The organism is Jidongwangia harbinensis (assembly GCF_020216025.1).
Taxonomy (GTDB): domain Bacteria; phylum Actinomycetota; class Actinomycetes; order Mycobacteriales; family Micromonosporaceae; genus Actinoplanes; species Actinoplanes harbinensis.
Map to the genome: position 1 here is coordinate 25254 of NZ_JAIWNC010000008.1, position 26702 is coordinate 51955.

The 26702-nt window shown below is 72.0% G+C and carries 23 protein-coding genes and 1 tRNA gene; 14 read left to right on the forward strand and 10 right to left on the reverse strand.

The annotated features are described in order from the left end of the window. Positions 1–2: 2 nt before the first annotated feature. The gene (gene hppD / locus LDL48_RS12095; protein WP_225255166.1) at positions 3–1157 is read right to left on the reverse strand and encodes a 4-hydroxyphenylpyruvate dioxygenase; all 1155 of its coding nucleotides are present in this window, start codon (positions 1155–1157) and stop codon (positions 3–5) included. Between the two features lie 88 nt (positions 1158–1245). Here hppD and LDL48_RS12100 point away from each other — a divergent pair, with 88 nt between their 5' ends. From LDL48_RS12100 to LDL48_RS12110, 3 genes are all read left to right on the forward strand, one after another. After that, the gene (locus LDL48_RS12100) at positions 1246–1734 is read left to right on the forward strand and encodes an Lrp/AsnC family transcriptional regulator (RefSeq protein WP_225255167.1); all 489 of its coding nucleotides are present in this window, start codon (positions 1246–1248) and stop codon (positions 1732–1734) included. Positions 1735–1797: 63 nt separating this feature from the next. Further along, positions 1798–3105, forward strand: a complete 1308-nt coding sequence (locus LDL48_RS12105) for a PQQ-binding-like beta-propeller repeat protein (protein ID WP_225255168.1) — start codon at positions 1798–1800, stop codon at positions 3103–3105. A gap of 59 nt (positions 3106–3164) precedes the next feature. Next, positions 3165–4832 (forward strand): fumarate hydratase, encoded by a 1668-nt coding sequence (locus LDL48_RS12110; protein WP_225255169.1) that lies wholly within the window; start codon positions 3165–3167, stop codon positions 4830–4832. 167 nt (positions 4833–4999) lie between these two features. On the opposite strand, the gene LDL48_RS12115 is transcribed toward LDL48_RS12110, so the two are convergent. Together LDL48_RS12115 and LDL48_RS12120 are read right to left on the reverse strand one after the other, a co-directional pair. Beyond that, positions 5000–5236, reverse strand: a complete 237-nt coding sequence (locus LDL48_RS12115; protein ID WP_225255170.1) for a GntR family transcriptional regulator — start codon at positions 5234–5236, stop codon at positions 5000–5002. A gap of 291 nt (positions 5237–5527) precedes the next feature. Beyond that, the gene (locus tag LDL48_RS12120) at positions 5528–6034 is read right to left on the reverse strand and encodes a hypothetical protein (protein ID WP_225255171.1); all 507 of its coding nucleotides are present in this window, start codon (positions 6032–6034) and stop codon (positions 5528–5530) included. A gap of 135 nt (positions 6035–6169) precedes the next feature. Between LDL48_RS12120 and LDL48_RS12125 the strand changes: the two genes are divergently transcribed. From LDL48_RS12125 to LDL48_RS12140, 4 genes are all read left to right on the forward strand, one after another. Beyond that, positions 6170–7567 carry a class II fumarate hydratase gene (locus tag LDL48_RS12125; protein ID WP_225255172.1) on the forward strand — a complete coding sequence of 466 codons (1398 nt, stop codon included), beginning with the start codon at positions 6170–6172 and terminating at the stop codon, positions 7565–7567. Positions 7568–7630: 63 nt separating this feature from the next. Next, positions 7631–9046 (forward strand): cysteine--tRNA ligase, encoded by a 1416-nt coding sequence (cysS, locus tag LDL48_RS12130; RefSeq protein WP_225255173.1) that lies wholly within the window; start codon positions 7631–7633, stop codon positions 9044–9046. Next, the gene (gene rlmB, locus LDL48_RS12135) at positions 9046–10164 is read left to right on the forward strand and encodes a 23S rRNA (guanosine(2251)-2'-O)-methyltransferase RlmB (RefSeq protein ID WP_225255174.1); all 1119 of its coding nucleotides are present in this window, start codon (positions 9046–9048) and stop codon (positions 10162–10164) included. Before cysS ends, rlmB begins: the two co-directional genes overlap by 1 nt. Before the next feature lie 67 nt (positions 10165–10231). Then, positions 10232–13402, forward strand: a complete 3171-nt coding sequence (locus LDL48_RS12140; protein WP_225255175.1) for an Hsp70 family protein — start codon at positions 10232–10234, stop codon at positions 13400–13402. Between the two features lie 63 nt (positions 13403–13465). Here LDL48_RS12140 and LDL48_RS12145 read toward each other — a convergent pair whose 3' ends face one another. After that, positions 13466–14551 (reverse strand): ABC transporter ATP-binding protein, encoded by a 1086-nt coding sequence (locus tag LDL48_RS12145; protein ID WP_225255176.1) that lies wholly within the window; start codon positions 14549–14551, stop codon positions 13466–13468. Between the two features lie 199 nt (positions 14552–14750). Between LDL48_RS12145 and LDL48_RS12150 the strand changes: the two genes are divergently transcribed. The 3 genes from LDL48_RS12150 to LDL48_RS12160 all read left to right on the forward strand — a co-directional run bounded on the left by LDL48_RS12150 (position 14751) and on the right by LDL48_RS12160 (position 16608). After that, positions 14751–14827: transfer RNA gene (locus LDL48_RS12150), tRNA-Thr, on the forward strand. A gap of 106 nt (positions 14828–14933) precedes the next feature. Then, entirely contained in the window at positions 14934–16169 is a 1236-nt protein-coding gene (locus LDL48_RS12155; RefSeq protein ID WP_225255440.1) for a M50 family metallopeptidase, read from the forward strand. A gap of 19 nt (positions 16170–16188) precedes the next feature. Continuing rightward, positions 16189–16608: a GNAT family N-acetyltransferase gene (locus LDL48_RS12160; protein ID WP_225255177.1), complete on the forward strand. Its 420-nt coding sequence runs from the start codon at positions 16189–16191 to the stop codon at positions 16606–16608. On the opposite strand, the gene LDL48_RS12165 is transcribed toward LDL48_RS12160, so the two are convergent. Then, the gene (locus LDL48_RS12165; RefSeq protein ID WP_225255178.1) at positions 16594–17208 is read right to left on the reverse strand and encodes a TetR/AcrR family transcriptional regulator; all 615 of its coding nucleotides are present in this window, start codon (positions 17206–17208) and stop codon (positions 16594–16596) included. The genes LDL48_RS12160 and LDL48_RS12165 overlap by 15 nt on opposite strands. 41 nt (positions 17209–17249) lie before the next feature. Between LDL48_RS12165 and LDL48_RS12170 the strand changes: the two genes are divergently transcribed. Further along, positions 17250–17879 carry a peroxiredoxin-like family protein gene (locus tag LDL48_RS12170; RefSeq protein WP_225255179.1) on the forward strand — a complete coding sequence of 210 codons (630 nt, stop codon included), beginning with the start codon at positions 17250–17252 and terminating at the stop codon, positions 17877–17879. On the opposite strand, the gene LDL48_RS12175 is transcribed toward LDL48_RS12170, so the two are convergent. Then, a complete protein-coding gene (locus tag LDL48_RS12175) occupies positions 17807–18313 on the reverse strand; it encodes an MSMEG_6728 family protein (RefSeq protein ID WP_225255180.1) in 507 nt (168 codons plus the stop codon). The two genes, LDL48_RS12170 and LDL48_RS12175, sit on opposite strands and share 73 nt — an antisense overlap. Positions 18314–18373: 60 nt before the next feature. On the opposite strand from LDL48_RS12175, the gene LDL48_RS12180 reads away from it, so the two are divergent. Beyond that, on the forward strand, positions 18374–20155 hold the full coding sequence (locus LDL48_RS12180; protein WP_225255181.1) for a potassium channel family protein: 1782 nt from the start codon (positions 18374–18376) through the stop codon (positions 20153–20155). On the opposite strand, the gene LDL48_RS12185 is transcribed toward LDL48_RS12180, so the two are convergent. After that, positions 20152–21372 (reverse strand): DUF4032 domain-containing protein, encoded by a 1221-nt coding sequence (locus LDL48_RS12185; RefSeq protein ID WP_225255182.1) that lies wholly within the window; start codon positions 21370–21372, stop codon positions 20152–20154. The genes LDL48_RS12180 and LDL48_RS12185 overlap by 4 nt on opposite strands. A gap of 112 nt (positions 21373–21484) precedes the next feature. Here LDL48_RS12185 and LDL48_RS12190 point away from each other — a divergent pair, with 112 nt between their 5' ends. Both LDL48_RS12190 and LDL48_RS12195 read left to right on the forward strand, forming a co-directional pair. Then, positions 21485–22825: a trypsin-like serine peptidase gene (locus LDL48_RS12190; RefSeq protein ID WP_225255183.1), complete on the forward strand. Its 1341-nt coding sequence runs from the start codon at positions 21485–21487 to the stop codon at positions 22823–22825. A gap of 82 nt (positions 22826–22907) precedes the next feature. Next, positions 22908–23636: a phosphatase PAP2 family protein gene (locus tag LDL48_RS12195; RefSeq protein ID WP_225255184.1), complete on the forward strand. Its 729-nt coding sequence runs from the start codon at positions 22908–22910 to the stop codon at positions 23634–23636. Here the strand turns inward: LDL48_RS12195 and nagA are convergent. The 3 genes from nagA to LDL48_RS12210 are packed head-to-tail and all read right to left on the reverse strand — an operon-like array spanning position 23594 to position 26576. Next, positions 23594–24694 carry an N-acetylglucosamine-6-phosphate deacetylase gene (nagA, locus tag LDL48_RS12200; protein WP_225255185.1) on the reverse strand — a complete coding sequence of 367 codons (1101 nt, stop codon included), beginning with the start codon at positions 24692–24694 and terminating at the stop codon, positions 23594–23596. The two genes, LDL48_RS12195 and nagA, sit on opposite strands and share 43 nt — an antisense overlap. Beyond that, positions 24691–25656 carry an ROK family protein gene (locus tag LDL48_RS12205; RefSeq protein WP_225255186.1) on the reverse strand — a complete coding sequence of 322 codons (966 nt, stop codon included), beginning with the start codon at positions 25654–25656 and terminating at the stop codon, positions 24691–24693. Before LDL48_RS12205 ends, nagA begins: the two co-directional genes overlap by 4 nt. After that, a complete protein-coding gene (locus LDL48_RS12210; protein ID WP_225255187.1) occupies positions 25653–26576 on the reverse strand; it encodes an SIS domain-containing protein in 924 nt (307 codons plus the stop codon). Before LDL48_RS12210 ends, LDL48_RS12205 begins: the two co-directional genes overlap by 4 nt. Positions 26577–26702: the final 126 nt, after the last annotated feature.

Consider the following 26702-nt stretch of genomic DNA (forward strand, 5'->3'; position numbering starts at 1 on the left):
TGTTACAGGTTCCCGCGCAGCTCCTGCTCCCGCTCGATGGCCTCGAACAGCGCCTTGAAGTTGCCCTTGCCGAAGCCGAGCGACCCGTGCCGCTCGATCAGCTCGAAGAACACGGTCGGGCGGTCCTGCACCGGCTTCGTGAAGATCTGCAGCAGGTACCCGTCCTCGTCCCGGTCCACCAGGATCTTCCGGCGCTTCAGCTCCTCGATCGGCGCGCGCACCTCGCCGATCCGGGCCCGCAGCGACGGGTCGTCGTAGTACGAGTCGGGCGTGTCGAGGAACTCGACGCCGGCCGCCCGCATGGCGTCCACGCTGGCGATGATGTCGTTCGTGGCGACCGCGATGTGCTGGGCGCCCGGGCCGCCGTAGAACTCGAGGTACTCGTCGATCTGCGACTTGCGCTGCGAGACGGCCGGCTCGTTCAGCGGGAACTTGACCTTGCGGGTGCCGTCCGCCACGACCTTGGACATCAGCGCGGAGTAGTCGGTGGCGATGTCGTCGCCGACGAACTCGGCCATGTTGGTGAAGCCCATCACCCGGCGGTAGAACTCCACCCACTCGTCCATCCGGCCGAGCTCGACGTTGCCGACCACGTGGTCGACGGCCTGGAAGAAGCGCTTCGGCTGCAGGCCGGCGGCGATGGCCGGCTGCCGGTCCACGATCGGGCCGCGGGCGGTGAAGCCGGGCAGGAAGGGACCGGTGTACCGGGAGCGGTCGACCAGCGTGTGGATGGTGTCGCCGTAGGTGGCGATCGAGGCGACCCGGACCGTGCCGTGCTGATCGGTCACGTCCTTCGGCTCGCTGACGCCGCGCGCACCGGCGGAGAGTGCGTGCGCGTACGCCCGGTCGACGTCCGGGACGGCCAGCGCGATGTCGTAGATGCCGTCGCTGTGCTTGGTGACGTGCTCGGCGCCCGGGGCACCGGCGTGCACCGCGCCGGTGATCAGGAACCGGGCGGAGCCGCTGACCAGGACGTACTCGGCGTGGTCGCGATAGCCGTGTTCGGGGCCGCGGTAGGCCACGCAGGTCATCCCGAACGCGGTGGAGTAGTAGTGGGCCGCCTGCTTCGCGTTGCCCACCAGGAACTGCAGGTAGTCGACGCCCTTGACGGGGAAAACGTCGGCTCGTCCGGTCGTCTGTTCCATCATCTGCGTCATGTCAGGATGCTGGACCTCCGCGCCGCGGTGAGCAATAGTGACGTTCTGGGCTGGTCAGTCTGCGCAAGTCGTAGACCAAGGGAGCGCTATGGCTGCACAAGATGTCTACCTCGACGGGCTCGACGCGAAGATGCTGGCGCTGCTCGACGCGGAACCCCGGATCGGGGTACTGGAGCTGTCCCGGCGCCTGGCGGTGGCCCGGGGCACGGCGCAGGCCCGGCTGGACAAGCTGATCGCGCGCGGCGCGATCCGCGGCTTCGGGCCGGACGTCGCGCCCGCCGCGATCGGCTTCGGCGTGACCAGCTTCGTCACCCTGGAGATCAGTCAGCGGTACGGGCACACCGCGGTCGCCGAGCACCTGGCGGACATCCCGGAGGTGCTGGAGGCGCACACCATCACCGGCAGCGGTGACCTGCACTGCCGGATCGTGGCCCGCTCCAACGCCGACCTGCAGCGGGTCATCGACCAGATCGTCGGGTACGAGGGCATCGTCCGGGCCTCGACGATCATCGCGCTGGCGGAACTCATCCCGTACCGGGTCATGCCGTTGGTCTCCGCAGCGGCGAATCATCCTTAAGGCCAACGACACGGACTAAACGGGCTTACCCCATCCGGCCCGTTGATCTCCTAGCGTGTCAGCGTGGCCGGGGCAGGGGGAACGCCGAAGGGTTACGCGGCGATCCTCGCCGTGGTGGCCCTCGTCCTCCTGGCCACCACCGGCGTGTTCAACCCCTGGCCCAAGGTCTGGTCCTGGGTGACCACCAGCGGGCCGATCGCCGAGGGCGCCTCGCAGTGGCAGATCAACCTGGGCGGCTCCCCGGCCAGCGTCGCGCTGGCCGGCGACGCGGTGATCGTCGAATACCGCACCCGGGTCGAGTCGTACGGCGTGGGCGCCGGGGTGAAGCTGTGGCAGTCCGACGCCGACTGGGCCTCGGTGGCCGGCAGCGGCGGAGACGCGGTCGTGGTCACCGGCAAACTCCTCACCAAGGGCTACCAGGTGCTGGACCCGCGTAGCGGCGCGGTCCGGCGCACCGACACCGCGGCCACCGCGGTGTGGACCTACGCCAACGCGATCGTCGACCTGCGCTGCGCCAAGGGCGACGAGTGCGAGGTGACCGCCTGGGACCCGCGCGGCAAGGACCCGCTGTGGACCGTCGGCACCGGGGGCATCGGCTTCGTGCTGGACGCCGCCAACCCCGACCTCCCGGACACCCGGTCGCTCGGCTCGGCGCGGGTCCACGACCAGGCGGGCGGCCGGCCGCCGATGCCGGAACTGCTCGGCCTGCCGGACCAGGGCCGGATCCGGATCGTCGACACCGCCGCCGGCCGGGTCGTGCACACCGTCGCACCCGGCCCCAACCAGCGGGTCTCGGTCACCGGCGGCCGGGTACTCACGGTGACCGGCGAGGCCCGCGACGGGACCTGCTACTACGAAGTGACGGCGACCGACCCGCCCGCGGGCACACCGGTGTGGCGCCGGGAAGCCCTCAACCTGCGCACCGCCGACGACGGTGCGGCGTGCAAGCAGGACCGCGACCCGGCCGGCGGCGACGACGTGGTGCTCGGCGTCGACCCGTACGGCCGGGAAGAGGTGGTCGCCGCGCACGACGGCCGGATCCTCTGGCGCGGCGAGAAGAACCAGGACGTGATGGCGGTCAACGACGGGTACGTGGTGGTGCGCAGCGCCGACCAGGACACGTTCACCGGGCGCTCGTTCCGGCGCGGCGGCCGCACCTGGCGGCGGCCGGTGAACGCCGGCGCGTCCGCGGCGCTCACCCGGCACGCGGCCATCGTGGCGACCGTCAAACCGAGCCGGCTCACCGCGCTGTCCCCCGGCGGCGGCGCGGTACTCACCGAGGCACGTACCGATGCCAAGGTCTTCGCGGTCGGCGCCGACGGCATGATCGTGGTCGCCGGGCGGGACATGGCGTACCTGCCGTTCCGTTGACCGAACCGGTATGGAGCGGGTTCGCACCGCCGCCGGGGGCTGGCCTAGGCTTGCCGCTCATGAGCAGAGCCGCCGCCTTCTCGTACACCCCGCTGTTGCCCATCGGTGACGACCTCACCGACTACCGGTTGGTGACCGACGAGGGTGTCGACGTGGTCGACGGGCCCGGCGGCCGGCGGTTCCTCACCGTCGAGTCCTCGGTGATGACCCAGCTCACCGCGGAAGCCATGCACGACATCGCGCACTACCTGCGCCCGGCCCACCTGGCCCAGCTGCGCGCGATCATCGACGACCCGCGGGCCTCGCCGAACGACCGGTTCGTCGCCCTGGACCTGCTGCGCAACGCGAACATCGCGGCCGGCGGCGTGCTCCCGATGTGCCAGGACACCGGCACCGCGATCGTGATGGGCAAGCGCGGCCGGCACGTGCTCACCGACGGGCTCGACGAGCAGGCCGTGGCGCAGGGCGTCTACCAGGCGTACACCCGGCTGAACCTGCGGTATTCGCAGCTGGCGCCGCTGACCATGTGGGACGAGAAGAACACCGGCACCAACCTGCCGGCGCAGATCGAGCTGTACGCCGAGGACCCGGGCGGCCAGCCGGACGCGTACAAGTTCCTGTTCATGGCCAAGGGCGGCGGCTCGGCCAACAAGTCCTACCTCTACCAGGAGACCAAGGCGCTGCTGAACCCGGCGCGGATGATGCAGTTCCTGGACGAGAAGCTGCGGCTGATCGGCACGTCCGCCTGCCCGCCGTACCATCTGGCGATCGTCATCGGCGGCACCAGCGCCGAGTACGCGCTGAAGACCGCGAAGCTGGCCAGCGCGAAGTACCTGGACAACCTGCCCCGGCACGGCACGATGGGCGCCCACGGCTTCCGCGACGTCGAACTCGAGGCCGCGGTGCTGGAACTGACCCGCGACTTCGGCATCGGCGCCCAGTTCGGCGGGCGCTACTTCTGCCACGACGTACGGGTCATCCGGCTACCCCGGCACGGCGCGTCCTGCCCGGTGGCGATCGCGGTGTCCTGCTCGGCCGACCGCCAGGCGCTCGCCAAGATCACCCCGTCCGGCGTGTGGCTGGAACGGCTGGAGACCGACCCGGCCCGCTTCCTGCCCGACGTCGACCTCGGCGCGGAACCGGTCGTGCAGATCGACCTGAACCGCCCGATGGACGAGATCCGCACCGAGCTGTCGAAGTACCCGGTGAAGACCCGCCTGTCGCTCACCGGTCCGCTGGTGGTGGCCCGCGACATCGCCCACGCCAAGATCGCCGAGCGGCTGGATGCGGGCGAACCGATGCCGCAGTACCTGCGGGACCACGCCGTCTACTACGCCGGACCGGCGAAAACCCCCGAGGGGTACGCGTCCGGCTCGTTCGGACCCACCACGGCCGGGCGGATGGACGCGTACGTGGAGAAGTTCCAGGCCGCGGGGGGTTCTCTGGTCATGCTCGCCAAGGGCAACCGGTCCAGCCAGGTCACCCGGGCCTGCCAGACCTATGGCGGGTTCTATCTCGGGTCGATCGGGGGGCCGGCGGCTCGGCTTGCCCAGGACTGCATTCGCCATGTCGAGGTGCTGGAGTATCCGGAGCTTGGCATGGAGGCGGTGTGGAAGATCGAGGTTTCCGATTTTCCCGCTTTTATCGTGGTGGATGACAAGGGTGAGGATTTCTTTGCCGAGGTGACTCGGCCTTCGAGTGTCTTTCAGATCGGGGCTCGGCCCTAGTCGGGTTGCCTGCGGCACCCACCCTTGCCGGGCGGCAGGTTCCGGGTGGGTGAGCGGTTGCTCGGATCTGGGTGCGGGTCTGGGCCCGGTGGTCACCTCGCCGGTTGCGGTTAGCCCCACCCCACGGGTCGTCCGGGTCATGGTGGGCTGGCGGGGCCGCTGGTCCCTTACGGAGTGCGGCGGTTTACGTAGGTGCCGCGCTGCGGCGCGGTTGTTACGAGACCGCGCTCCCGCAGTACGCGGATGGCCGAGCGCACCGTTCCGCGTGCAAGGCCGTACTCCTGTTGCAAGTACGACTCGCTTGGCAGCGGATGTCCCTCCTCGAGTTCGCCGCGCTCGATCATTCCCGTCAACATGTCGGCGAGCTGCACATACAGCGGAGTCGGGGCAAGCGGGTCGATCACCCGTCCCACGCTAAGACGTTCAAGATGAGCCTATTCGTGGAATACGTTCTAGACGTTCAGAACGTACATACGTTGGGCTCGGGGCAACTCATGAGGGACAGCGCGGCGGGCAGTGGTTGGGTTCGCCCGTGGTCGAGGTTGCGGCCCGGCGCGATCGAGATGCGCCGGGCCTGCACCTGTCTACAACCGCTATACGCGGTGCGGTGGGAGAGGATCCGATTGGCTGCGGTGGGGTGCTCAGTCGATCCGGCTGGTGTTCAGTCCGCTACCCGGAAGCGCCGCCGCCGAGCGTCAGGCGCAGTAGCCGGCCACCGGGGTCAGCCACTCGGCCATCCGGTTCTCGATGGTCCGGTCCAGGTCCTTCTGGGTCTTGATGCTGTCGAAGAACTTGCGGTCCGCGGCGCTCTTGGTCAGCTTCGCGGCGGACGAGGCGCCGGCCGTCTTGAGGTCCGGGTCCTGGGCCGCGGCGGTCTCCTTGCGCACCTTCGTACCGATGTTCTTGAGCTGGGTGCCGGCCGCCTTCTCCGCCTTGTCGGCCTCGGCGCCCTCCTTGGCCTCCTTGTAGGCGATCATCTTGCCCATCTGGGTGCCGAACGCCTTGATGTCCTGGGCGAAGATCTTGTTGACCTTGCCGCAGACCACCTTGGTGTTCGCCGAGTAGTCCGGGGCCGGGCTGGTCGCCTCCGCCGACGGGGTGGTCCAGGCCGGGGCCGCGTCGGTGGCCTCCGGGTCGTCGCTGCAGGCGCTCGCGGTGAGCAGGGCGCCGCCGAGGGCCAGGGCCAGGAAGGCGCGTCGCATGACAGATGATCCACTTCGTGAGGCGGGTCCAAACTCTCGGGACGATACGTTCCGTAGCGCCGATCGTCCAACCACCCGACCGCGGCGAGGCCCCGATCACCTGCAGGCGGGAGCACCTCGGGGCACCATGGAACGGTGACGACTGACGAGAGTGGCTACCGCATCGAACGCGACACCATGGGCGAGGTCCGCGTGCCCGCCGACGCGCTGTGGCGGGCGCAGACCCAGCGGGCGGTGGAGAACTTCCCGATCTCCGGGCGTGGTCTGGAGTCCGCGCACATCACCGCACTGGCTCAGATCAAGGGCGCCGCCGCGCAGGTGAACGCGTCGCTGGGGGTGCTCGACGAGGACCTCGCGAAGGCCATCGCCACGGCCGCGGCGCACGTCGCGGGCGGCGGCTACGACGACCAGTTCCCGATCGACGTGTTCCAGACCGGCTCGGGTACGTCGTCGAACATGAACACCAACGAGGTGATCGCCACCCTGGCCGCCCGCGAGCTGGGCCGGCCGGTGCACCCCAACGACCACGTCAACGCGTCCCAGTCCAGCAACGACGTGTTCCCCTCGTCGATCCACCTGGCCGCCACCGAAGCGGTCACCAACAACCTGCTGCCGGCCCTGGACCACCTCGCCACGGCGCTGGAGGCCAAGGCCGGGGAGTGGGCCGAGGTGGTGAAGAGCGGCCGTACCCACCTGATGGACGCCACGCCGGTCACCCTCGGTCAGGAATTCTCCGGGTACGCGGCGCAGGTGCGTTACGGCATCGAGCGGCTCGGCGACGTGCTGCCCCGGCTGGCCGAACTGCCGCTCGGCGGCACCGCGGTGGGCACCGGCGTGAACACCCCGCCCGGGTTCGCCGGAGCCGTCATCCGGCAGCTGCGCGAGGTGACCGGGCTGCCGCTGACCGAGGCCCGGAACCATTTCGAGGCGCAGGGTGCCCGGGACGCGCTGGTGGAGGCGTCCGGTCAGCTGCGGGTCGTGGCGGTCGGCCTCTACAAGATCGTGAACGACATCCGGTGGATGGGCTCCGGGCCCCGGGCCGGCCTGCGCGAGCTGCGCCTGCCGGACCTGCAGCCGGGCTCGTCGATCATGCCGGGCAAGGTGAACCCGGTGGTGCCGGAGTCGGTCCGGCAGGTCTGCGCCCAGGTCATCGGCAACGACGCGGCGGTCGCGTTCGCCGGCACCCAGGGCGACTTCGAACTCAACGTGATGCTCCCGGTGATGGCCCGCAACCTGCTGGAATCGGTCCGGTTGCTGGCCGCGGCGGCCCGCATGCTGGCCGACCGCTGCGTGGCCGGCCTGGAGGCCGATCTGGAGGTCACCCGGGCCTACGCGGAGGGTTCGCCGTCGATCGTCACCCCGCTCAACCGCCACCTGGGGTACGACGAGGCCGCCGCGATCGCGAAGCAGGCGCTCAAGGAGAACAAGTCCATTCGGGACGTGGTGCTGAAACGCGGTCACGTCGGCACCGGCAAGCTCACCGAGGAGCAGCTGGACGAGGCACTGGACGTGCTGCGGATGACCCGGCCCTGAGCCCGGCCGGCGGTCACCCGGCACGGGGAGAAATCCCGCGCCCCGGGTCGGTACCCTTGACCGGTGACGCTCCGCCTGCATGACACCGCGACCCGATCCGTCCGGGACTTCGTCCCGAAGACGCCCGGTCAGGTCGGTGTCTACCTGTGTGGTCTCACCGTGCAGTCACCGCCGCACATCGGTCACCTACGGTCCGCGGTCAACTACGACGTGCTGCGGCGATGGCTGCTGCACACCGGCCACGAGGTGACGTTCATCCGCAACATCACCGACGTCGACGACAAACTCCTGGTCAAGTCGTTGGAGCAGGACCGGCCGTACTGGGCCATCGCGTTCGCCAACAAGCTCGTGCTGGACCGCGACTACGCCACGCTCAACGTGCTGCCGCCGACGTACGAGCCGCTGGCCACCGGGCACATCCCGGAGATGCACGAGCTGATCGGCGAGCTGATCGACCGCGGCCACGCATACCCGTCGGCCGGGCACACCGGTGATGTCTACTTCGACGTCGCGACGTATCCGGACTATGGCGCGCTCTCCGGCCAGAAACCCGAGGACATGTTGTCCGCCGGGGAGTCGCCGGAACGCGGCAAGCGCCAGCCCGCCGACTTCGCGCTGTGGAAGGGCCTGAAGTCCGAGGAGCCGGCCGACGCCTCCTGGCCCTCCCCGTGGGGGCGCGGCCGTCCCGGCTGGCACATCGAGTGCTCGGCGATGGCCCGGCGTTACCTGGGCGACGAGTTCGACATCCACGGCGGCGGCCTGGACCTCACGTTCCCGCACCACGAGAACGAGATCGCCCAGTCCCGCTCGGCCGATCTGCCGTTCGCCCGGTACTGGGTGCACCACGCGCTGCTCAACCTCGGCGAGGCCAAGATGAGCAAGTCGCTGGGCAACGTCATCGACGTGGACTCGGTGACCGCGATGGGGATCCGGCCGGTGGAGCTGCGGTACTACCTCGGCACCCCGCACTACCGTTCGCGCATCGACTACTCCGACGACGCGCTGCGGGAGGCCGCCGTGACGTACCGGCGGATCGAGGGTTTCGTGCACCGCGCGGCCGAGGTGGTCGGTCCCGGCCGGCCGATGGACGTACCCCCGTCCTTCGCCGCCGCGATGAACGACGACCTGAACACGTCCGCGGCGTTGGCCGTCGTGCACGACACGATCCGCGAGGGCAACACCGCACTGGCCGAGAACGACGAGACCGGGGTACGCGGCGCGCTGACCGCGGTGCGCGCGATGCTCGGTGTGCTCGGACTCGACCCGCTGGATGCTGCCTGGGGTGGCAGCGACCGCGGCGGCGATCTGAAGCCGGTTGTCGACGGGCTGGTGAGCCTCGCGCTGGAACAGCGGGCCCAGGCCCGTGGACGCAAGGACTGGGCGGCCGCCGATGCGGTCCGCGATCAGCTCAAGAACGCGGGTATTCAGGTGGAGGACACTCCTACCGGTCCGCGCTGGACGGTAGGAGAGCAGCACTGATGCCGGGAAACTCGTCGAATCGCAGCCGGCGCGTCGCGTCGAAGAAGGGCGCAACCGCCGGATCCGGCGGCAAGAACCGGGCCTCGCTCAAGGGGCGCGGCAAGACGCTGCCCGCCGACGAGCGGCCGTGGCACAAGGCGTACTCCGGAACGGAGGAACTGCCCGCCAAGACCGCCCGGAAGCAGGACAAGGAACGCCGGGCCGCGGCGGCCGAGGGCCGGGCGCCCAAGGTCGGCGTCCCCGGCACCAAGGACACCACCTGGGGTCGCGGCGGAGGCCGCGGCTCCGGCCGGCCGGCCCAGCAGCGCGGCGGCAAGCTGCCCCACCGCAACGGGCCGCGGATCGCTCCGGGGCGCCGGTCGAACCCCACCCGGGAAGGGCCGGAGCTGCTGCTCGGCCGCAACCCGGTGGTCGAGGCGCTGCGTGCGCTGGTGCCCGCCACCGCGCTGTACGTGGCGCAGGGCATCGACGTCGACGAGCGGATCACCGAGATCGTCCGCGGCGCGGGTGACCGGGGCATTCCGATCCTCGAGATCAGCCGCAACGAGCTGGACCGGATGACCGGCGGCGTGCTGCACCAGGGCGTCGGCCTGCAGGTGCCGCCGTTCGCGTACGAGAACCTCGACGACCTGATCGCCGCGTCGCTGGAACAGACCGCACCGCTGCTGGTCGCGCTGGACGGCGTCACCGACCCGCGGAACGTGGGCGCGGTGATCCGGTCGGTGGCGGCGTTCGGCGGCCACGGCGTCTTCATGACCGAACGCCGCGCGGCCGGCATCACCGCCACCGCCTGGCGCACCAGCGCGGGCGCGGCGGCCCGGGTGCCGGTCTCCCAGGTGGTCAACCTGACCCGCGCGATCAAGGCGTGCCAGCAGGCCGGGTTCACCGCGATCGGCCTGGACGCGGACGGCGAGACCGACCTCTACCAGCTCGAGGCGGCGGTGGGCCCGCTGCTCGTGGTGGTGGGTTCCGAGGGCCGGGGACTGTCCCGGCTGGTCGGCGAGACCTGCGACCTGCGGGTCAGCATCCCGATGGCGTCCACCGTCGAGTCGCTGAACGCCAGCGTCGCGGCGGCGGTCACGCTCGCCGAGGTGGCCCGGCGCCGTACGTACGGCTGATCCGGCCTGGTCCGCTCGCCCTGTCCCACCCTGGCCGTACCATGACGGCCGGGTGTGGGGAGGCGAAGTGATCACTGGTCAGGACGGCGTCGTGCTGGGCGTCGACCTGGGCACCTCGCACACGGTCGCGATGCTCCGGCGGCCGGACGGGCGCACCCGGCCACTGCTGTTCGACGGCCTGCCGCTGCTGCCGTCGGCGGTGTTCCTGGACGCCACCGGCCGGCTGCACGTGGGCCGGGACGCGCTGCGTCTCGGACAGGCCGAGCCCGGCCGGATGGAACCGCACCCCAAGCGGCACATCGACGCCGAGACGCTGCAGCTGGGCGCGGCGACGGTCCCGGTACGCGACCTGTTCGCCGCCCTGCTCGGCGCGGTGGCGTCCGAGGCGGTGGCCACCGCCGGGTTCCTGCCGCCGGCCGTGGTCACCTACCCGGCGGCGTGGGGCGCGGGACGCCGCGCGGTGCTCACCGAGGCGCTCGGCAAGGCCGGCTGGCCCGCCGGGACGCAGACGCTGCCGGAACCGGTCGCGGCGGCGCGCTATTTCGCCGGCGTGCTGCGCCGCCCGGTGCCGGTGGGCTCGGCGGTGGCCGTGTTCGACTTCGGCGGCGGCACGCTCGACGTGGCCGTGGTCCGCAACACCGGCCCCGGCCCGGACGGCCGTCCGCACTTCGAGGTGGCGGCGTCCGGCGGCGCCGGTGACCTGGGCGGCCTCGACCTGGACGCCGCGCTGGTCGACCACCTCGGCACCGCCCTGGCCGGCACCGAGCCGACGGCGTGGCAGGCGCTGACCGACCCGGTCACGCTGGCCCAGTGGCGGGCCCGGCGGCAGTTCTGGGAGGACGTCCGCGGCGCGAAGGAGATGCTGTCCCGCACCCCGCTGGCGCCGGTTCCGGTGCCCGGGGTGGAACAGGCGGTGCACGTCACCCGCGACGAGTTCGAGACCGCGGTCGGCCCGCTGATCCGGCACGGGGTCACCGAGACCGGTGCGGTGCTGGCGGCGGCCGGCGTCACGCCGGGCGAGCTGTCCGGGTTGTTCCTGGTCGGCGGGTCGTCGCGGGTCCCGATGGTGGCCCGCCTGCTGCACGGCAAGCTGGGCGTCGCGCCGACCGTCCTGGACCAGCCCGAGCTGCCGGTCGCCGAGGGCGCCACCCTCCCGGTCGCGGACGGCCCGCCGGGGGTCGAGTCGCCGATCACCCCGACCGCCATCGAGTCCGATCCCGCGACGGACGCCGGGGTGCGCTTCCATACCGGCGTGGCGGACGCCGCGACTCCGCCGCCGACCGCGGACACCGTGCCGGACCGGCCGCGGTCCCCGGAGACCTTGGCCGGTCCGGAGACCGAGGCCGGTCCAGAGACTATGGCCGGTCCGGGGACCTTGGCCGGTCCGGAGAGCGACAGCGTCCCGGACACCGAGCCGCAGGGGCCCGCCCAGCCGCCCGGTCCGTCGGCTCACCTGCCCGGTCCGTCGGCTCACCTGCCCGGTCCGTCGGCTCAGTCGACGAGCGCGTCGCACCAGCAGGCGGGCGTGTCCGCACCGGCAAGCTCGGCGGGCGAGCCGCCCGGCACCCGGCCAGCGGGCCCGGCGGCTTCCGGCCCGGCGGCTTCCGGCCCGGCGGTGTCGGCCGAGCCGGAGCGGGAGTATGCCGAGCCGGTCGACCCGTGGGCCACCGCCGAGGCTGCCGCCATCGCCGCGGGTGGCGGCGCTCCGCATTTCCCCGGCTCGGGCGCGCCGGTGAGTGGCGGCGCCCCGCACTTTCCCGGCTCGGGCCCGCCCGCGAGCCACCCGACACCCCCGCACCCGGCCCCCGCATCATGGCTCGCCTCCGCGGAAGCTCACCAGAACGGGCCGGACCGTCCGCAAGTGCGCGTGCGGGCGTACCGGAAACCGGTCCTCTGGCTGACCGCCGCGGCCGTGGTGATCGTCCTGAGCGTGGCCACGACGCTGGCCGTGATCTTCTGGCCCGGGTACCGGGCGCTGGACTTCCAGCCGCTGGCGGCGGCCGATCCGGTGCGGCTGGCGCCGGCGGTCCCGGTGACGTCCGGTTTCGCGGACACCGCCGTACTCGGCAACCGCGCCTACTTCGCCAGCGTCTCGGACAGCGGCGAACTGGGCGTCGTGGCGGCCGACGCGGCATCCGGCAGACGGCTGTGGGCCAGCACCCGCGCCGGCACGGCACCGCGATGGGAACGCATGGTGGCGCTCCCGAGCGGCCTCGCGGTCTTCACCGACGCCGATTCGGCCACCGGCAAGGCACGGATGGCGATCCTCGGCGCGCAGAACGGCGACCTGCTCTGGGCGCGCACCATCGACCGCGACGACAGCGTGCTGTTCGTGGCGGACGTCGCGGTGCTGGTCGACCGGGCCGAGCACCGCCTGCTGTTCCTGGAGATCAACGGCCAAGGGCGGGTGCGGAAGGAACAGGCCGACCCCAAGACCGAATCGGGTACGTCCACCGCGGTCGTCGCGGTCAGCACCCCGGCCGACGTGTCTGGGCCGGCCGGCGTGCTGGGTGTGGCGGCGGCGCCGGACCCGGACGACGACCCGCGGATCGTGCAGATCAGCGCGGACCGGTCCGCCCGGGTCCTGAACGGGCGCACCGGGGAGATCGTGGTGCCGTCCCGGCAGAGCGTCGCCGACCCGGACGACGACGTGGTCGCGCACAACGGCCGGCTGATCGTGCGGGAGTCCGTGGAGACCCACCGGATCCTCGCGTACGACCTGGAGACGCTCGCCGAGCCGAGGATTCTGTACACCGCGTTACGGCGGAGCAATCAGCTCGGCAACCTCACACCGTGCGGCGACGAGCGGGTTTGCTGGGTGGAGACCGCCGACTACCAGGCGCAGAGCACCGAGGTGGTGAGCGTGAACGCGGCCGAGGGCGGCGACGCGTGGCGGCGGGCCGTCGCCCGGACCGACGCCCTGGTGCCGGTCGGCGACTGGGTGCTGGCCGTTCAGGACACCAGCCCGCCCACGGTGCACCTGCTCGAACCGGACGGCCGGGTGGCGTGGATCCACGCCGGGGTGGCGGCCCGGCTCGACGCCGGCAACGTGCTGCTCTTCTCCAAGGGCCTGAACACGTCACCGGACGATCCGTCGCTGAGCGGACGCCACCTCGGCGACGGCGTGCAGCCGCTGGGCCCGCTCAGCGACGTACGGTCGCAGACCTGCTCCTGGAACACGTCCGTGCTGGCCTGCGTGGCCGACGAGGACTTCCTGCTGCAGCGCTTCACCGGCTGACGTCGCCGGGCACGCACAAGGGCGGCCCCCGTGCCCGGGGACCGCCCTCGATGCTGCGTCAGATCAGATCCGCGCGCCGCTGGTGGCGTTGAAGACGTGCACCTGGTTGGCCTGCGGCTTGATGTACACCGTCTCGCCCATGGTCGGCATGTGCCGCCGGTCGGTGCGGACCACGAACCGCTCCGAGCCGCCGTCCAGGTCCGCGTGGCCGTACACGTTGGCGTCCGAGCCGAGGTCCTCGACCAGGTCCACCACGATCGGCAGGCCGCCCTCGTTCGGCGACACCACGTCGGTGGCCTCGGGACGGAAGCCGATGGTGACCTTGCCGCCGCCGTTCTGCGCGGCCGAGACCTGGTCGCGGGTCAGCGGCACCGCCAGCGAGGCGAACGCCGCGCCGGACTCGGTCAGCGGAACCGTCTTGATGTTCATGGCCGGGGAGCCGATGAAGCCGGCGACGAAGACGTTGCCCGGACGGTCGTACAGCTCGCGCGGGGTGTCGCACTGCTGCAGCACGCCGTCCAGCATGACCGCCACGCGGTGGCCCATCGTCATGGCCTCGACCTGGTCGTGCGTCACGTACACGGTGGTGATGCCGAGCTTCGCCTGCAGCGTGGCGATCTGCGAACGGGTCTGCACCCGGAGCTTCGCGTCGAGGTTCGACAGCGGCTCGTCCATGAGGAACACCTGCGGCTCGCGGACGATGGCGCGGCCCATGGCGACACGCTGGCGCTGACCGCCGGAGAGCGCCTTCGGCTTGCGGGACAGGTACTCGTCGAGCTGCAGGAGCTGCGCGGCCTCCTTGACCCGGCGGTCGATCTCGGCCTTGCTGGTCTTGCGGAGCTTCAGCGCGAACGCCATGTTCTCGTACACCGACATGTGCGGGTACAGCGCGTAGTTCTGGAACACCATCGCGATGTCACGGGACTTCGGCGGCAGGTTGGTGACGTCCTTGCCCTGGATCAGGATGCGACCGCGGTCGACGTCCTCGAGGCCGGCGAGCATGCGCAGGCTGGTGGACTTGCCACAACCGGAGGGGCCGACCAGAACGAGGAACTCGCCGTCACCGATCTCGAGGTCCAGCTCGTTGACCGCGGGGCGGTCCGAACCGGGATAGACGCGGGAGGCCTTCTCGTACGTGACTGTAGCCATGGTGTATCGACTTCCTTTCCACCGGCAGGAACGTGCCGGACGATCCGAGTGGAGGAACACAGCGTGAGGTCACTCACGCCAGGTCACCGTAAGTCCTTTCGGGTGACCTGCCAAGCGTGGACCTTGTTTCTGGGACGGTCGGTTGGCGCGGGGTGCACGTTTCGGTCCGTCCCGTGGTCAGCCGCTATGCTGAGACCGCGCCCCTGTAGCTCAGTTGGCCAGAGCACTCGCCTTGTAAGCGAGATGTCGTCGGTTCGATTCCGACCGGGGGCTCCACCCTGATTGCCACGGGTCCCGGCGCATGCGGACCTCGCCGGGGAGTTCGCGATCGAATCTGGCACCGGGTGCCGCAGCGGGACTGCCGGTAACCTTCGGCGCTGTGATGGTGCGGGTGTTGTTCACGGTGGCGTTCGCGGTGGCCATCCTCGTCTCGGTGAGCCTGCACGAGGCGGGGCATCTGCTCACCGCGAAGCGCTTCGGGATGCGGGTCACCCAGTACTTCGTGGGGTACGGGCCGACGATCTTCTCGTGGCGGCGCGGCGGGACCGAGTACGGCCTCAAGGCCGTCCCGCTCGGCGGATTCTGCAAGATCGTCGGGATGACCCCGGACGACGACGTCGACCCGGCGGACCAGCACCGGGCGATGTGGCGGTTCCCGGTGTGGAAGCGCACCGTCGTCATGGCCTCCGGCGTCCTGGTGCAGTTCGCCCTGGCCGTCGTCGCGCTCTGGTTCGCCGCCGCGTACGTCGGTGTGCCCAACCGCGACTATCCGCAGAGCGAGGCCGACCTGGCCGCCCAGCCGGCCGCGATCACGGTGGGCGACTGTGTCACGCCGGACGCCGTGCGGCCCTGCACCTCCGCCGACCCGGTGGCGCCGGCCAAGGCGGCCGGGCTGCGTACCGGTGACGTACTCACCGCCCTCAACGGGGTGCCGATCTCCACCTACGCCGAGATGCTGTCGGTCGTCCGCCAGGCCAGGCCCGGCCCGGCGGAGGTGGCCTACACCCGCGACGGGCGCCCCGCCGTGGTGCGGGCCGACCTGAGCGCGGTGCGGCGCCCGCCGCTGGACGACCCGGCCGGCCCGGTCGGCACCGTGGCGGCACTGGGCGTCGGCCTGCACATCTCGGCCCCTCGTGAGGTGACCTTCGGCCCGGCCGGCGCGGTCGGGGCGACCGTGACCTATTCCGGCTGGCTGGTGGAGCAGACCTACGAGTCGGCCAAGCGGATCCCGTCGAAGATCCCGGCGCTCTGGCATTCGATCACCGGTGGGGAGCGTGACCCGAACACGCCGGTCAGCGTGGTCGGCGTCAGCCTGATCGGCGGCGAGGCGGCCTCCCTCGGCCTCTGGTCGACGGTGTTGATGATCTTCATCGGGCTGAATGTGTTCATGGGCTTCTTCAACCTGTTGCCGCTGTTGCCGCTGGACGGCGGGCACATCGCCATCGCCTGGTTCGAGCGGGTCCGCGCCTGGGTCGCCGCGCGGCTGGGCCGGCCCGAGCCGGGACAGGTGGACTATCTCAAGCTGATGCCGCTGACGTACACGGTGATCCTGATCGGCGGCGCCTTCACGCTGCTCACGGTGGCCGCCGACATCATCAACCCCATCACCATCCGGTAGGTCGCCCTAGAGTGGTGGGATGCGGATCGAGCGCGTGGTGGATGCCGCGGAGGTGCTGCGCGCGGCGGATCTCTTCGATGCGCCGCCGCTGCCGGCGGCCACGGACCGATTTCTCGCCGAGCCGACGCATCATCTGCTGTTCGCGTACGACGACGCCGGCCGCGCGGTCGGCATGATCTCCGGCGTGGAGACCACCCACCCGGACAAGGGCACCGAGATGTTCGTGTACGAACTGGGCGTCGCGCCCGCCGCCCGCCTGCAGGGTGTCGCCACCGAGCTGGTGCGGGAGCTGGCCGCCCTGGCCCGGGAGCGCGGTTGTTACGGCATGTGGGTGGGCACCGAGCCGGACAATGCGGCGGCGCAGGCGACGTACCGCCGGGCCGGCGCCACCGAGGAAGCGCCGTTCATGCTGCTGAACTGGGATCTAACCGGCGGCTAGCCCACGCAGCAGCAGGTCCAGGCCGCCGGCGAACTCGTCGTCCGCGGGCACCGTGCGGGCCTGCCGGGCGGTGTCCGACATGTACGGGAACTCCGCCTCGGGCAGGTGCGCGATGACGGTGGTGCCGGGTCCGGACAGCGGTCCGAGGTGTTCCAGTTGCAGTGCGCCGATCAGATAGCTGAGCAGGGCGCGCAGCGCGACCACGCGGCGGGTGCCGTCGAGGCCGGCGTCGTGCAGGATCCGGGCCACGGTCTCGGACCAGCGCAGCAGGGTGCCGGACCGGTGCCGGTGGCGGACCAGCAGCGGCACGGTGCCGGGGTGCGCGCCGACCGTGTCGCGTACCCGTTGGGCGAGGGCCCGGAGCCGGTCCGGCGGGTCGTCGCCGGTCGGTGCGGTGGTGTCCAGGTCCCGCAGCACCCATTCCACCGCGAGCAGTTCCAGCTCGTCGCGGTCGCTGACGTACCGGTACAGCGCCATGGTGCTCATGCCCAGCTCGGTGGCGACGGTGCGCATGGTGAGGGCGCCCAGGCCGTCGCGGTCGACGACCGCGACCGTGGCCTCGGCGAGACGGTCGGGGCTGAGGGAACGGGGACGGGGCACGGCTTGACAGCGTACGACATACGCCTACCATTCTTAGGTATATGCTGTACGCCTACGAAGGGCCCGTCATGCAGGTTGCCGCGCGTCAGCTCGCCTCCGTCACCGACCAGCCGATCCCGGTCCCCGATCCGCAGCGCCTGATCCATCTGCAGTTCCGCCGGTTCGCCGGGTGCCCGGTCTGCCACCTGCACATCGGCACGCTGATCCGCCGCCGGGACGAGATCGACGCCGCCGGCATCCGCGAGGTGCTGGTCTTCCACTCGCCCGCCGAGGAGCTGCGGGAACACGCCCCGAGCGTGCCCTTCGATCTGGTCGCCGACCCGGACAAGCGGCTGTACCGGGAGTTCGGCGTGACCGAGGCGCCGCGGGCGCTGCTGGATCCGCGGGTGTGGCCGGCGATCCTGCGGGCCGTGGTGCGCAGCGTCGTCCAGATCCTGCGCCGCCGGGAACGCCCGCCGTCGGTGCACCCGCACGGCGGCCGGATCGGGCTGCCGGCCGACTTCCTCATCGCCCCGGACGGTTCGGTGCTGGCCCACCGCTACGGCGCGCACGCGTACGACCAGTGGTCGGTGGACGAGCTGCTGGCGCTCGCGGCCGGTCAGGACACCGGTCCGGACGGGACGGCGTCGCCCCGGCAGCGCGCCGGACGGTCCGACGCCGGCCAGAAGTAGGGCAGGTCGTCGGCCACGTCGCCGAAGAGCGGGCGGTACCGCTCCGGATCCTTGCGAACCAGCGCCGACCGGTGGCTGACGTGCACCGCCTCGTCGCCGAGCCAGGGCGGCAGGTCACCGGCCGCGGCCAGCTCGGCCTGGGGCCGGATCGCGGTGACGCCGCACGCGGCGGTCAGATCCGTGACCAGGGTGGTGGCGCAGGTGTCGGCCCGGCCGGTCTGCGACCAGACCGTGCACATGTCCAGGCCGTACCGCACCAGGGCCTCCTCGTAGCCGGCCCACATCTTGACCGCGGGGTGGTGGCGCCAGCCGTACCCGGGCTGGATCAGCCCGCGCAGCACCTGGATGGCCTCCACCCGTTGCTTGCCGAGACGCTTCTGGTCCAGCGCGTGCGCGCTGGCCGTGAAGTCCGGGTACGGCAGGAACGTCTGCATGGGCCCAGAGTTCCCCACCGCGGGACCGCCAATCGGTGGACCGCCATTTACCATCCACGCATGAGTGCCGAAGCGGGGCGGGACGGGGGGCGCCGCTCGCTGGTGTCGCGGCTGCAGGGACGGCTGAGCCAGAACGGCGCCGACGGCCTGCCGCACTTCGTGGTCTGCGGCAGCGACGCGCTGGTGTACACGCTGGTCGAGGAGTTGTCGAAGGCCGGCCACCGGATCCGGATCACCGTGGTGCTGCCGTACAAGGTGCGTGCCGACGTGCCGGATCTGACCCACCTGCGGTCGGTCCGGGTGATCCGGTCGAACCGGCTGGACGAGGCCACCTTCCGTACCGCCGGGCTCGCCGGGGCCGCGGCCCTGGCCCTGGTCATGCCGGACGACGTGGTCAACCTGCACGCGGCGCTGTGCGCGCAGTCGGTGGAACCGGACCTGCGGCTGGTGATCCGGATGTTCAACACCGGTCTCGGGTACGGCGTCCGCAAGCTCTTCGACGACTGTGCGGTGCTGTCCGACGCCGACATGGCCGCGCCGTCGTTCGTGGCGGCGGCGCTCGGCGAGGTGGCGCCCACGCACTTCCGGCACGCCGGGCGCACGCTGTACATGACCCGGCGGGCCGACGTATCCGAGCGGCGGGTGGTCTGCACGCTGACCACCGCGGGCGAGGTGGGCGAGACCGTCGTGCTGCCCGCGGAACCGGCCGGGGACGCGGCCCGGCCGACCGACCTGGTGCTGGCCGAGGCCACCGGGCAGGCCGCGGCGACCCGGCGGCTGACCCGGGCGGCGCGGCGGCGCCGGCCCCTGCGGGCGTTCGGCCGGGCGGTGGGGGCGGCGTTGAGCCGCAAGCTGGGCATCGCGGTGCTGATCACGCTGGGCGTCACGGCGGTGGCCGGTACGGTGCTGGCGCTGGCCGACGAACATGTCGACGGCTTCTGGCAGGCCATCTACGTGACGCTGCTGACCGCAGTGGGTTCGTCCGATGTGGAGGACGAATACGGCGCGGTCGCGCAGGCCGCGCAGCTGGTGCTCACCATCTCCGGGCTGGCGTTCCTGCCGCTGATCACCGCGGCCGTGGTCGAGGGCATGGTGAATGCGCGGCTGGCGCTGTCCAGCGGCAAGGTCCGCGGCGCGCGTACCGACCACGTGGTCCTGGTCGGCCTGGGCAGTGTGGGCACCCGGGTGCTGCGCCAGTTGACCGACCTCGGCATGGACGTGGTGGCGATCGACCGGCAGGCCGACGCCCGTGGTGCGAAGGTGGCCGAGCAGCTCGGCGTGCCGCTGATCGTGGCGGACGCGGCGCTGGAGGAGACGCTGCGGGCCGCGTCCGTGGACGCCGCCCAGGCGCTGGTCGTGGTCTCCACCGACGATCCGACGAACCTGCAGGCCGCGTTGAACGCCCGCTCGGTGCGCAGCGACCTGCGGGTGGTGCTGCGCCTGTTCGACGACGACTTCGCCCGCCGGGTGCAGACCGCGTTCAACATCGGCATCTCGCGCAGTGTGTCCCGGTTGGCGGCGCCCGCGTTCGCGGCTTCCATGCTGGACCGGGACGTGCTCGCCACCATTCCGGTGGACCGGCACGCGCTGCTGGTGGCCTCGGTCCGGATTCTGCCCGGCGCGCCGCTGGACGGCGCGCCGCTGAGCCGGGTGGACCGGCCGGAGAGCGTACGGGTGATCGGCATGTCCGCGGCCGACTCCGAGTGGGTGGACTGGTCCCCGGATCCCCGCCGGGTGCTGGCCGCCGGCGACCGGGCCGTGGTGGTGGCCCGCCGGGCCGGGCTGCGCGCGCTGCTCGAGCAGGCGACGCCGCCGCCGGTGGCGATCGAGGGAATCGCCTAGAGCATCTCCAGCTCGCCGACCTCGACGCCCAGCACGGCCTGCTCGTCCGGCTTGTGGGCGAGCACGTCGGTCAGGTAGGACTGCACCGCCGGAGCCATCCCGACGTCCCGCCCGGCCCGCTCGGACAGCAGCCACTTGTGCTGGATGATCTGCGAGAAGATCTCCTGCGGTTCCAGCTTGCGGCGCAGCTTCGCGGGCACCGCGCGGACCACCGGCTCGAACACCTCGGTGAGCCAGCGGTGCGCGGCCTGGTGCTCGTCGGTGAGGTCGCTCTCCGCCCGGTACGCGTCCAGGTCGTTGAGCAACTGCCGGGCCTGGTTCTCCTCGGCGTCCAGTCCGGTCAGGCGCAGCAGCCGGCGGGTGTGGTAGCCGGCGTCCACCACCTTGGGGCGGACCGCGTACCCGCCGCCGTCCACGGTGGACATGGCCACCTCGGCGACGTCGAAGCCGAGGTCGTTGAGGCGCCGGATCCGGCCTTCGATGTCGTGCCGGGCGTCGCGCGGGATCCGCTGCTCGTACGTGACCTCGTGCCACAGCCGTTCGTACCGCGCCACGATGTCGTCGACCACGGTCTCCGGGTCGATCGCCTCGTGCAGCAGCTCGGCGGCCTGCAGGTCGAGGCATTCGCCGAAGATGTTGAGCCGGAGGATCTCGATGTCCTCGAGCCGCTGCCCCTCGGACAGTTGCGGGTACAGGTTGCCGGTCTCCGCGTCCACCAGGTACGCCGCGAACGCGCCGGCGTCGCGGCGGAACAGCGTGTTGGACAGCGAGCAGTCACCCCAGGAGAAACCGGTGAGGTGCATCCGCACGATCAGCGCGGCGAGCGCGTCCAGCAGGCGGTTCATCGTCTCCGGCCGGAGCACGTGCGAGAAGAGCGCCCGGTACGGCAGCGAGAACTGCAGGTGCTGGGTGATCAGCACGCTCTCCAGTGGCTCGCCGTCCGCGTCGCTGACCCGGTCGGTGACGATGGCCACCGCGCGTACCGCCGGGAAGTCGATCCGCTCCAGCGCGCGGAGCAGGTCGTACTCCTTCTCGGCGATCCGCTCGCGGGTTTCCTTGAGCGCGTAGACGGTGTCGTTCAGTTTGACGAACCGGACGATGTGCCGCGAGATGCCCTGGGGCAGCGCGACCAGGTGATCGGCCGGCCAGTCCTCCAGGGGAGTGCCCCACGGCAGATCCAGCAGGGCCGGGTCGACGAGGGCGGACGTGATGCGCACGGACCTAGTGTGCACGCTCGGGTGCGCGCGTCGCTGCCGCTCGTGGCTCGTTACACAGAAGCGAGATACGTGTATTGGCGTATATGTCCGCGATGGGAATTTCGGGAGAAGCATGCGACGCAAGGTGGGCATCGTCGTCGGAGTCTGCGCCGCCCTCGCCCTGGCCGGTTCGGCGGGCGCGGCGGCGCGGACGTACACCAGCGACGAAGGCCGCCCGGTCGGCACCTGGCACGAGGCGCCGGGCGTTGCGCGTACCCCCGTCGCGGTCGCCAAGGTGCAGCCCGCACCCGCCGCCGGGCCGGAGACCAAGACCACCGCCCGGCCGGCCCCCACCGCGTCGGCGCCGCGGGCCGTCCGGACGGAGAGGGCCACCAACGGTCGGCAACGGGTAGGGGAACTGCTCGACGTCAAAACCGTGCTCGGGTACGCCGGAAAGGCGCACCGCCAGACGTTCCGCTACCCCGGAGCGTCCTACGTGAAGCTGCACCTCAACCGCATGCTGCTGCTGCCCGGCGACTACCTCACCGTGTCCGACCCGGCGGGGCAGGAGTCGTACCGGTACGACGCGCCGAAGCCGATCGGCACCGGCGCGGTGGACAAGTGGACCATGTCGATCACCGGCGACACCGCGGTCCTGGAACTGCACCGCGGCGGCGGCAGCGCGGCCGGTGTCCTGCTCGGCAGCCTGGGCGTGCACGTCGACCGGGTGGCCCGCGGCTTCACCCGCACCGAGCAGTCCCGGGCCCCGGAGCCGGCCGCACCCGGCCGGACCGGACGCGAGGAGTCGGTGTGCGGCGGCGACCAGAGCGCCGACGCGATCTGCTACCGCTCCACCGCCCCGGTGGCCTACACCCGCTCCAAGGCGGTCGCCCGGCTGCTGATCAACGGCGTCGAACTGTGCACCGGCTGGCGGGTCGGCGAGAAGAACCGGATGCTGACCAACAACCACTGCTTCACCACCTCGGCCGACGCCTACGACACCGAGGTCTGGTTCAACTACCAGTGCACCCGGTGCGGCGGCTACCAGGTCTTCCGGCCCACCAAGGTGTGGGGCGACCGGGTGCTGGCCACCAACCGGATCTACGACTACACGGTCTTCACGGTGGAGAACTTCCCGCTGGTGCGGAAGTTCGGCCACCTCAACCTGGACCCGGTGCGCCCGGTGAAGGGCCAGCAGCTGTACGTGCCGCAGCACCCGGCCGGCGAACCGGTCCGCATCGCCGGGGCCCTGGGCGACCGGGCCGGCAACTGCGCGGTGGTGGACAACGCCTACGACGGGTACGCCCGGGACACCGACGTCTCCTACTTCTGCGACACCGAGGGCGGCTCGTCCGGGTCCCCGGTCCTGTCCCGCAAGACGAACCGGGTGGTGGCCCTGCACCACTTCGGCGGGTGCCCGAACTCCGGCGTCCGCGCCGACATTCTGGTCAACAAGCTGAAGGCCGTGCTGTAGCCGCTCGTCCGTCGCCTCGCCGGGGGTGGGAACGGTGGGCGACCTGGCCCGCCGGGTTTGCCCGGGTCGGTAGCGTGGGAGCGTGACCCGTCCCAAGAACTGGTGGCCCGACCTGGCGAGCCTCGTCGGGTTCGTGCTGCTCACCGGGCTGCTGGCCGCCGGGCATCTGCTGGATCTCGACGCTGCGGTGGCCGACTGGGCGGATGACCACCGGCCGGCGCCGCTGTACTGGGCCGCCCGCGTCCTCAACTACCTCGGGCAGGGCGGACAGGTGCTGATGCCGGTGTCCGTCCTGCTGGCCGGGGTGCTGGCGTGGCGGCGGCGCTCGGTGCGGCCGCTGATCGTGTTCGCGGCCGGGTTCGGGTTGACGTACCTCACGATCGGGCCGTTGAAGGTCTGGCTCCAGCGGGCCGCGCCGCGGTTCGACGGGCCGGACCGGACCCACCTCTTCAACGAGGCGGCGATCGGTCCGCTGGGGATGAGCTACCCCTCGGGGCACGTGGCGAACGCGCTGGTCTGGTACGGCGTCATCGCCCTGCTGCTGGCGGCGCTCCTCGGTGGGCTGGACCCGCGGGTGCACGCGGCGCTGCGGATCGTGCCGCCGGCCGTGGTGTTCGTGACGACCACGTATCTCAGCTTCCACTGGATCACCGACTCGGTCGCGGGGCTTCTGCTCGGCCTGGTGCTGACCCGGCTGATGGCCCGGGTGCCGTGGGACACAATGCCGTTGCCGCGCCTGCCGGACGGCTGGGACCGGCCGGCCGGTCTTCAGCCGACCCAGGAACCGGCCCGCATGACGCGCTTGACCTGAAGGTCCGGCGTCAGCACCACCAGGTCGGCGCGCAGCCCGGCCTCCAGCGCGCCCAGCTCGTCGGCCAGGCCCAGTGCCCGGGCCGGCGTGGTGGCGGCCATGGCGCAGGCGTCGGTCAGGGCAAGCCCGGCGCCGACCGCCCGGCGCAGGGCCGCGTCCATGGTCAGGGTGCTGCCGGCGATCGAGCCGTCGCGGGTCAGCCGGGCCACCCGGTCCGCCACGGTCACCTCCTGGCCGCCCAGGTCGTAGCGCCCGTCCGGCATGCCGGCCGCGTCCATCGCGTCGGTGACCAGCGCGGCGCGGCCGGGTCCGGCGGCGTGGGCGGCGAAGGTCAGCATGCCGTCGTGCAGGTGTACGCCGTCGGCGACCAGTTCGCAGATCACCGACGGGGAGTCGAGCAGCGCCACCACCGGACCGGGTTCCCGGTGGTGCACCGGTCGCATGCCGTTGCAGAGGTGGGTGGCGACGGTGGCGCCGGCCCGTACCGCGGCGCGGGTCTGCTCGTGGGTGGCGTCGGTGTGCCCGACCGCGGCGATCACCCCGGCCTGAGCGAGGTCGGCGATGGCGGCCAGGGCACCGGGCAGTTCCGGGGCGATGGTGACCATGCGGACCGCGCCGGCGCCCAGCTCGATCAGCGCCGACAGTTCGTCCGGTGCCGGGTCGCGCAGGTACGCGGGGTTCTGCGCGCCGCACCGCACGCCGGACAGGTACGGGCCCTCGAAGTGCAGGCCGGCGAGGGTGCCGTCGGCCACCAGCGGGCGGTAGGCGGCGGTGGCGTCGCGCATCAGTTCGTACCGGGAGCTGACCAGGCTGGCCAGCATCGTGGTGGTGCCGTGGCGCAGGTGGAACGCGGCGGCGGCGCGGGCGGCGTCCGGCGAGCCGGTGGTGAAGGTGTGCCCGCCGCCGCCGTGGCAGTGCAGGTCCACGAATCCGGGTACGACGTAGTCGACACTGTCGGTCGGGTGCTCGCCGACGGCCGCGATGGCCGGCCCGTCCACCTCGACGTATCCCGGCACCACCGCGCCGGCGCGGACGATGCGCCCGGTCACCCTCGTCATGCCGGCCGGCCCGCTGCCGAGTCGAGGGCCAGCAGGGCGGCGCCGAGGCAGCCGGCGGTGTCGCCGAGCGCGGCGCGCACCACCCGCGGCATCCGGTGGAACGTGAGGCGCTGGTCGAGCGCGGTCAGCAGCGGCGCGAGCAGGGCCTCCCCGGCCTCGGCCAGGCCGCCGCCGAGCACCACGATGCCGGCGTCGTACAGCGCCTGCGCGGTGAGCAGGCCGTCGGCCAGGGCTTCGACGGCGTCGCGCCAGACCGCGGTGGCGAGCGGCTCCCCGGCGGCGGACCGGGCCGCCACGTCGAACGCGGCCGCGTCGGTGATGCCGGACAGTTCGGCGTACCGGCGGCCGATCGCGGAGGCGGACGCCACCGACTCCAGGCAGCCGCGCGCGCCGCAGTTGCAGGGCAGTCCGCCCGGACGCACGATGACGTGCCCGACCTCGCCGGCCGCGCCGTGCGCTCCGGCGAACGCCCGGCCGTCGACCACGTGCGCGGCCGCGATGCCGGTGCCGATCGCGATGAACAGCACGTGCGGTTCGCCCCGGCCGGCACCGAGGCGGGCCTCGGCCATGCCGCCCACCCGGACGTCGTGGCCGAGCGCCGCGGGCACGCCGAGCCGGGCGGTCACCAGATCCCGCAGCGGTACGTCGCGGAAGCCGACGTTCGACGACCACACCGCGGTCCCGGTCGCCTCGTCCACCACGCCGGGTACCGCCACCCCGGCGGCGACCGGGTCCAGCCCGTCGGCCCGGGCCCGGTCGGCGAGGCCGGCGGCGATGTCCAGGATGTTCGCGGTGACCGCCTCCGGACCGCGGGCGGCGAGCGTCGGATGCCGTTCCGCGTGGTGCACCACCCCGGTGGGCCGGACCAGCGCGCACTTCATGCCGGTGCCGCCGACGTCCAGGGCGATGACGACCGGATCACCCGGAGTTTTAAGGTCCTCCGCGGATCGGCGCTCGTTCACCGGGACTCGACGGACCGGGTGAGGTGGCGTGGTCGGTCCGGGTCGAGGCCCTGGCTGGTGGCGAGCAGGACGGCGACGCGCTGGGCGAGGATCAGGTCGGCCATCGGGTCGAGCGGGTCGCGGCCGCCGCCCCAGGCGCCGAGCGCGGCGTACCCGCCGTGGTGGCGGCTGTGCACGAAGGCGGCGCCGGTCGACTCCACGTCGTCGGCGAGGCCGGGCGGGATCTCGCCGAAGGCCCACACCACCCGGCGCGGACCGGCGATCGAGATGGGTCCGTGCCGGTAGTCCATGGCCGGGTAGGCCTCGGTCCAGTACGCCGCCGCTTCGCGGCACTTCAGTGCAGCCTCGTGGGCCAGGCCGACGGTCCACCCGCGACCGAGGAACGTGATCTGCTCGGCGAGTGCAGGGTGCACCGGCAGGGGCATGCGGACGGCCACCTCGGCGTCGCAGGCGATCGGCGTCAGGTCCTCGCCGAGATGGGCGCGGAGCAGCGCGAGCGTGCTGGTGGCGAAGCGGGTCTGCACCACCGCCTGCTCGTCGGCGAAGTCCAGCACCACCGCGTCGGTGGCCAGCGCCGCGGCGGGCCGGCCGCCGTCCGTGGTGAGTACCGTGGTCGGGCTGCGGCCGTCCAGGGCGTCCAGCAGGTGCAGGATCTCGGTGGTGGTGCCGGAGCGGGTGATCGCGACGACCCGGTCGTAGCGGCGGCCGAGCGGGAACTCCGACGCCTGGAACGCGTCGGTCTCGCCCTGGCCCGCCTGCTCGCGGAGCGCGGCGTACGCCTGGCCCATGAACCAGGACGTTCCGCAACCGACGACGGCGACCCGTTCCCCGGGCTGCGGCAGGCCCGGTGACCCGGCCAACTTGGCGGCGAGCATCCAGCAGTCGGGCTGGCTGGCGATCTCCGACTTCACGTGCGTCATGCTGATCCTTCACGGCGTGTGATGCGCAGATGCGCTCGGTCCAGCGCCCTTTCGAGCGCCATTCTGCGCAGAGGCCCCGGGGAGGCGCAACCATCCGCCGTGGTTCGCGCAAGCGCCTTCTTTGCT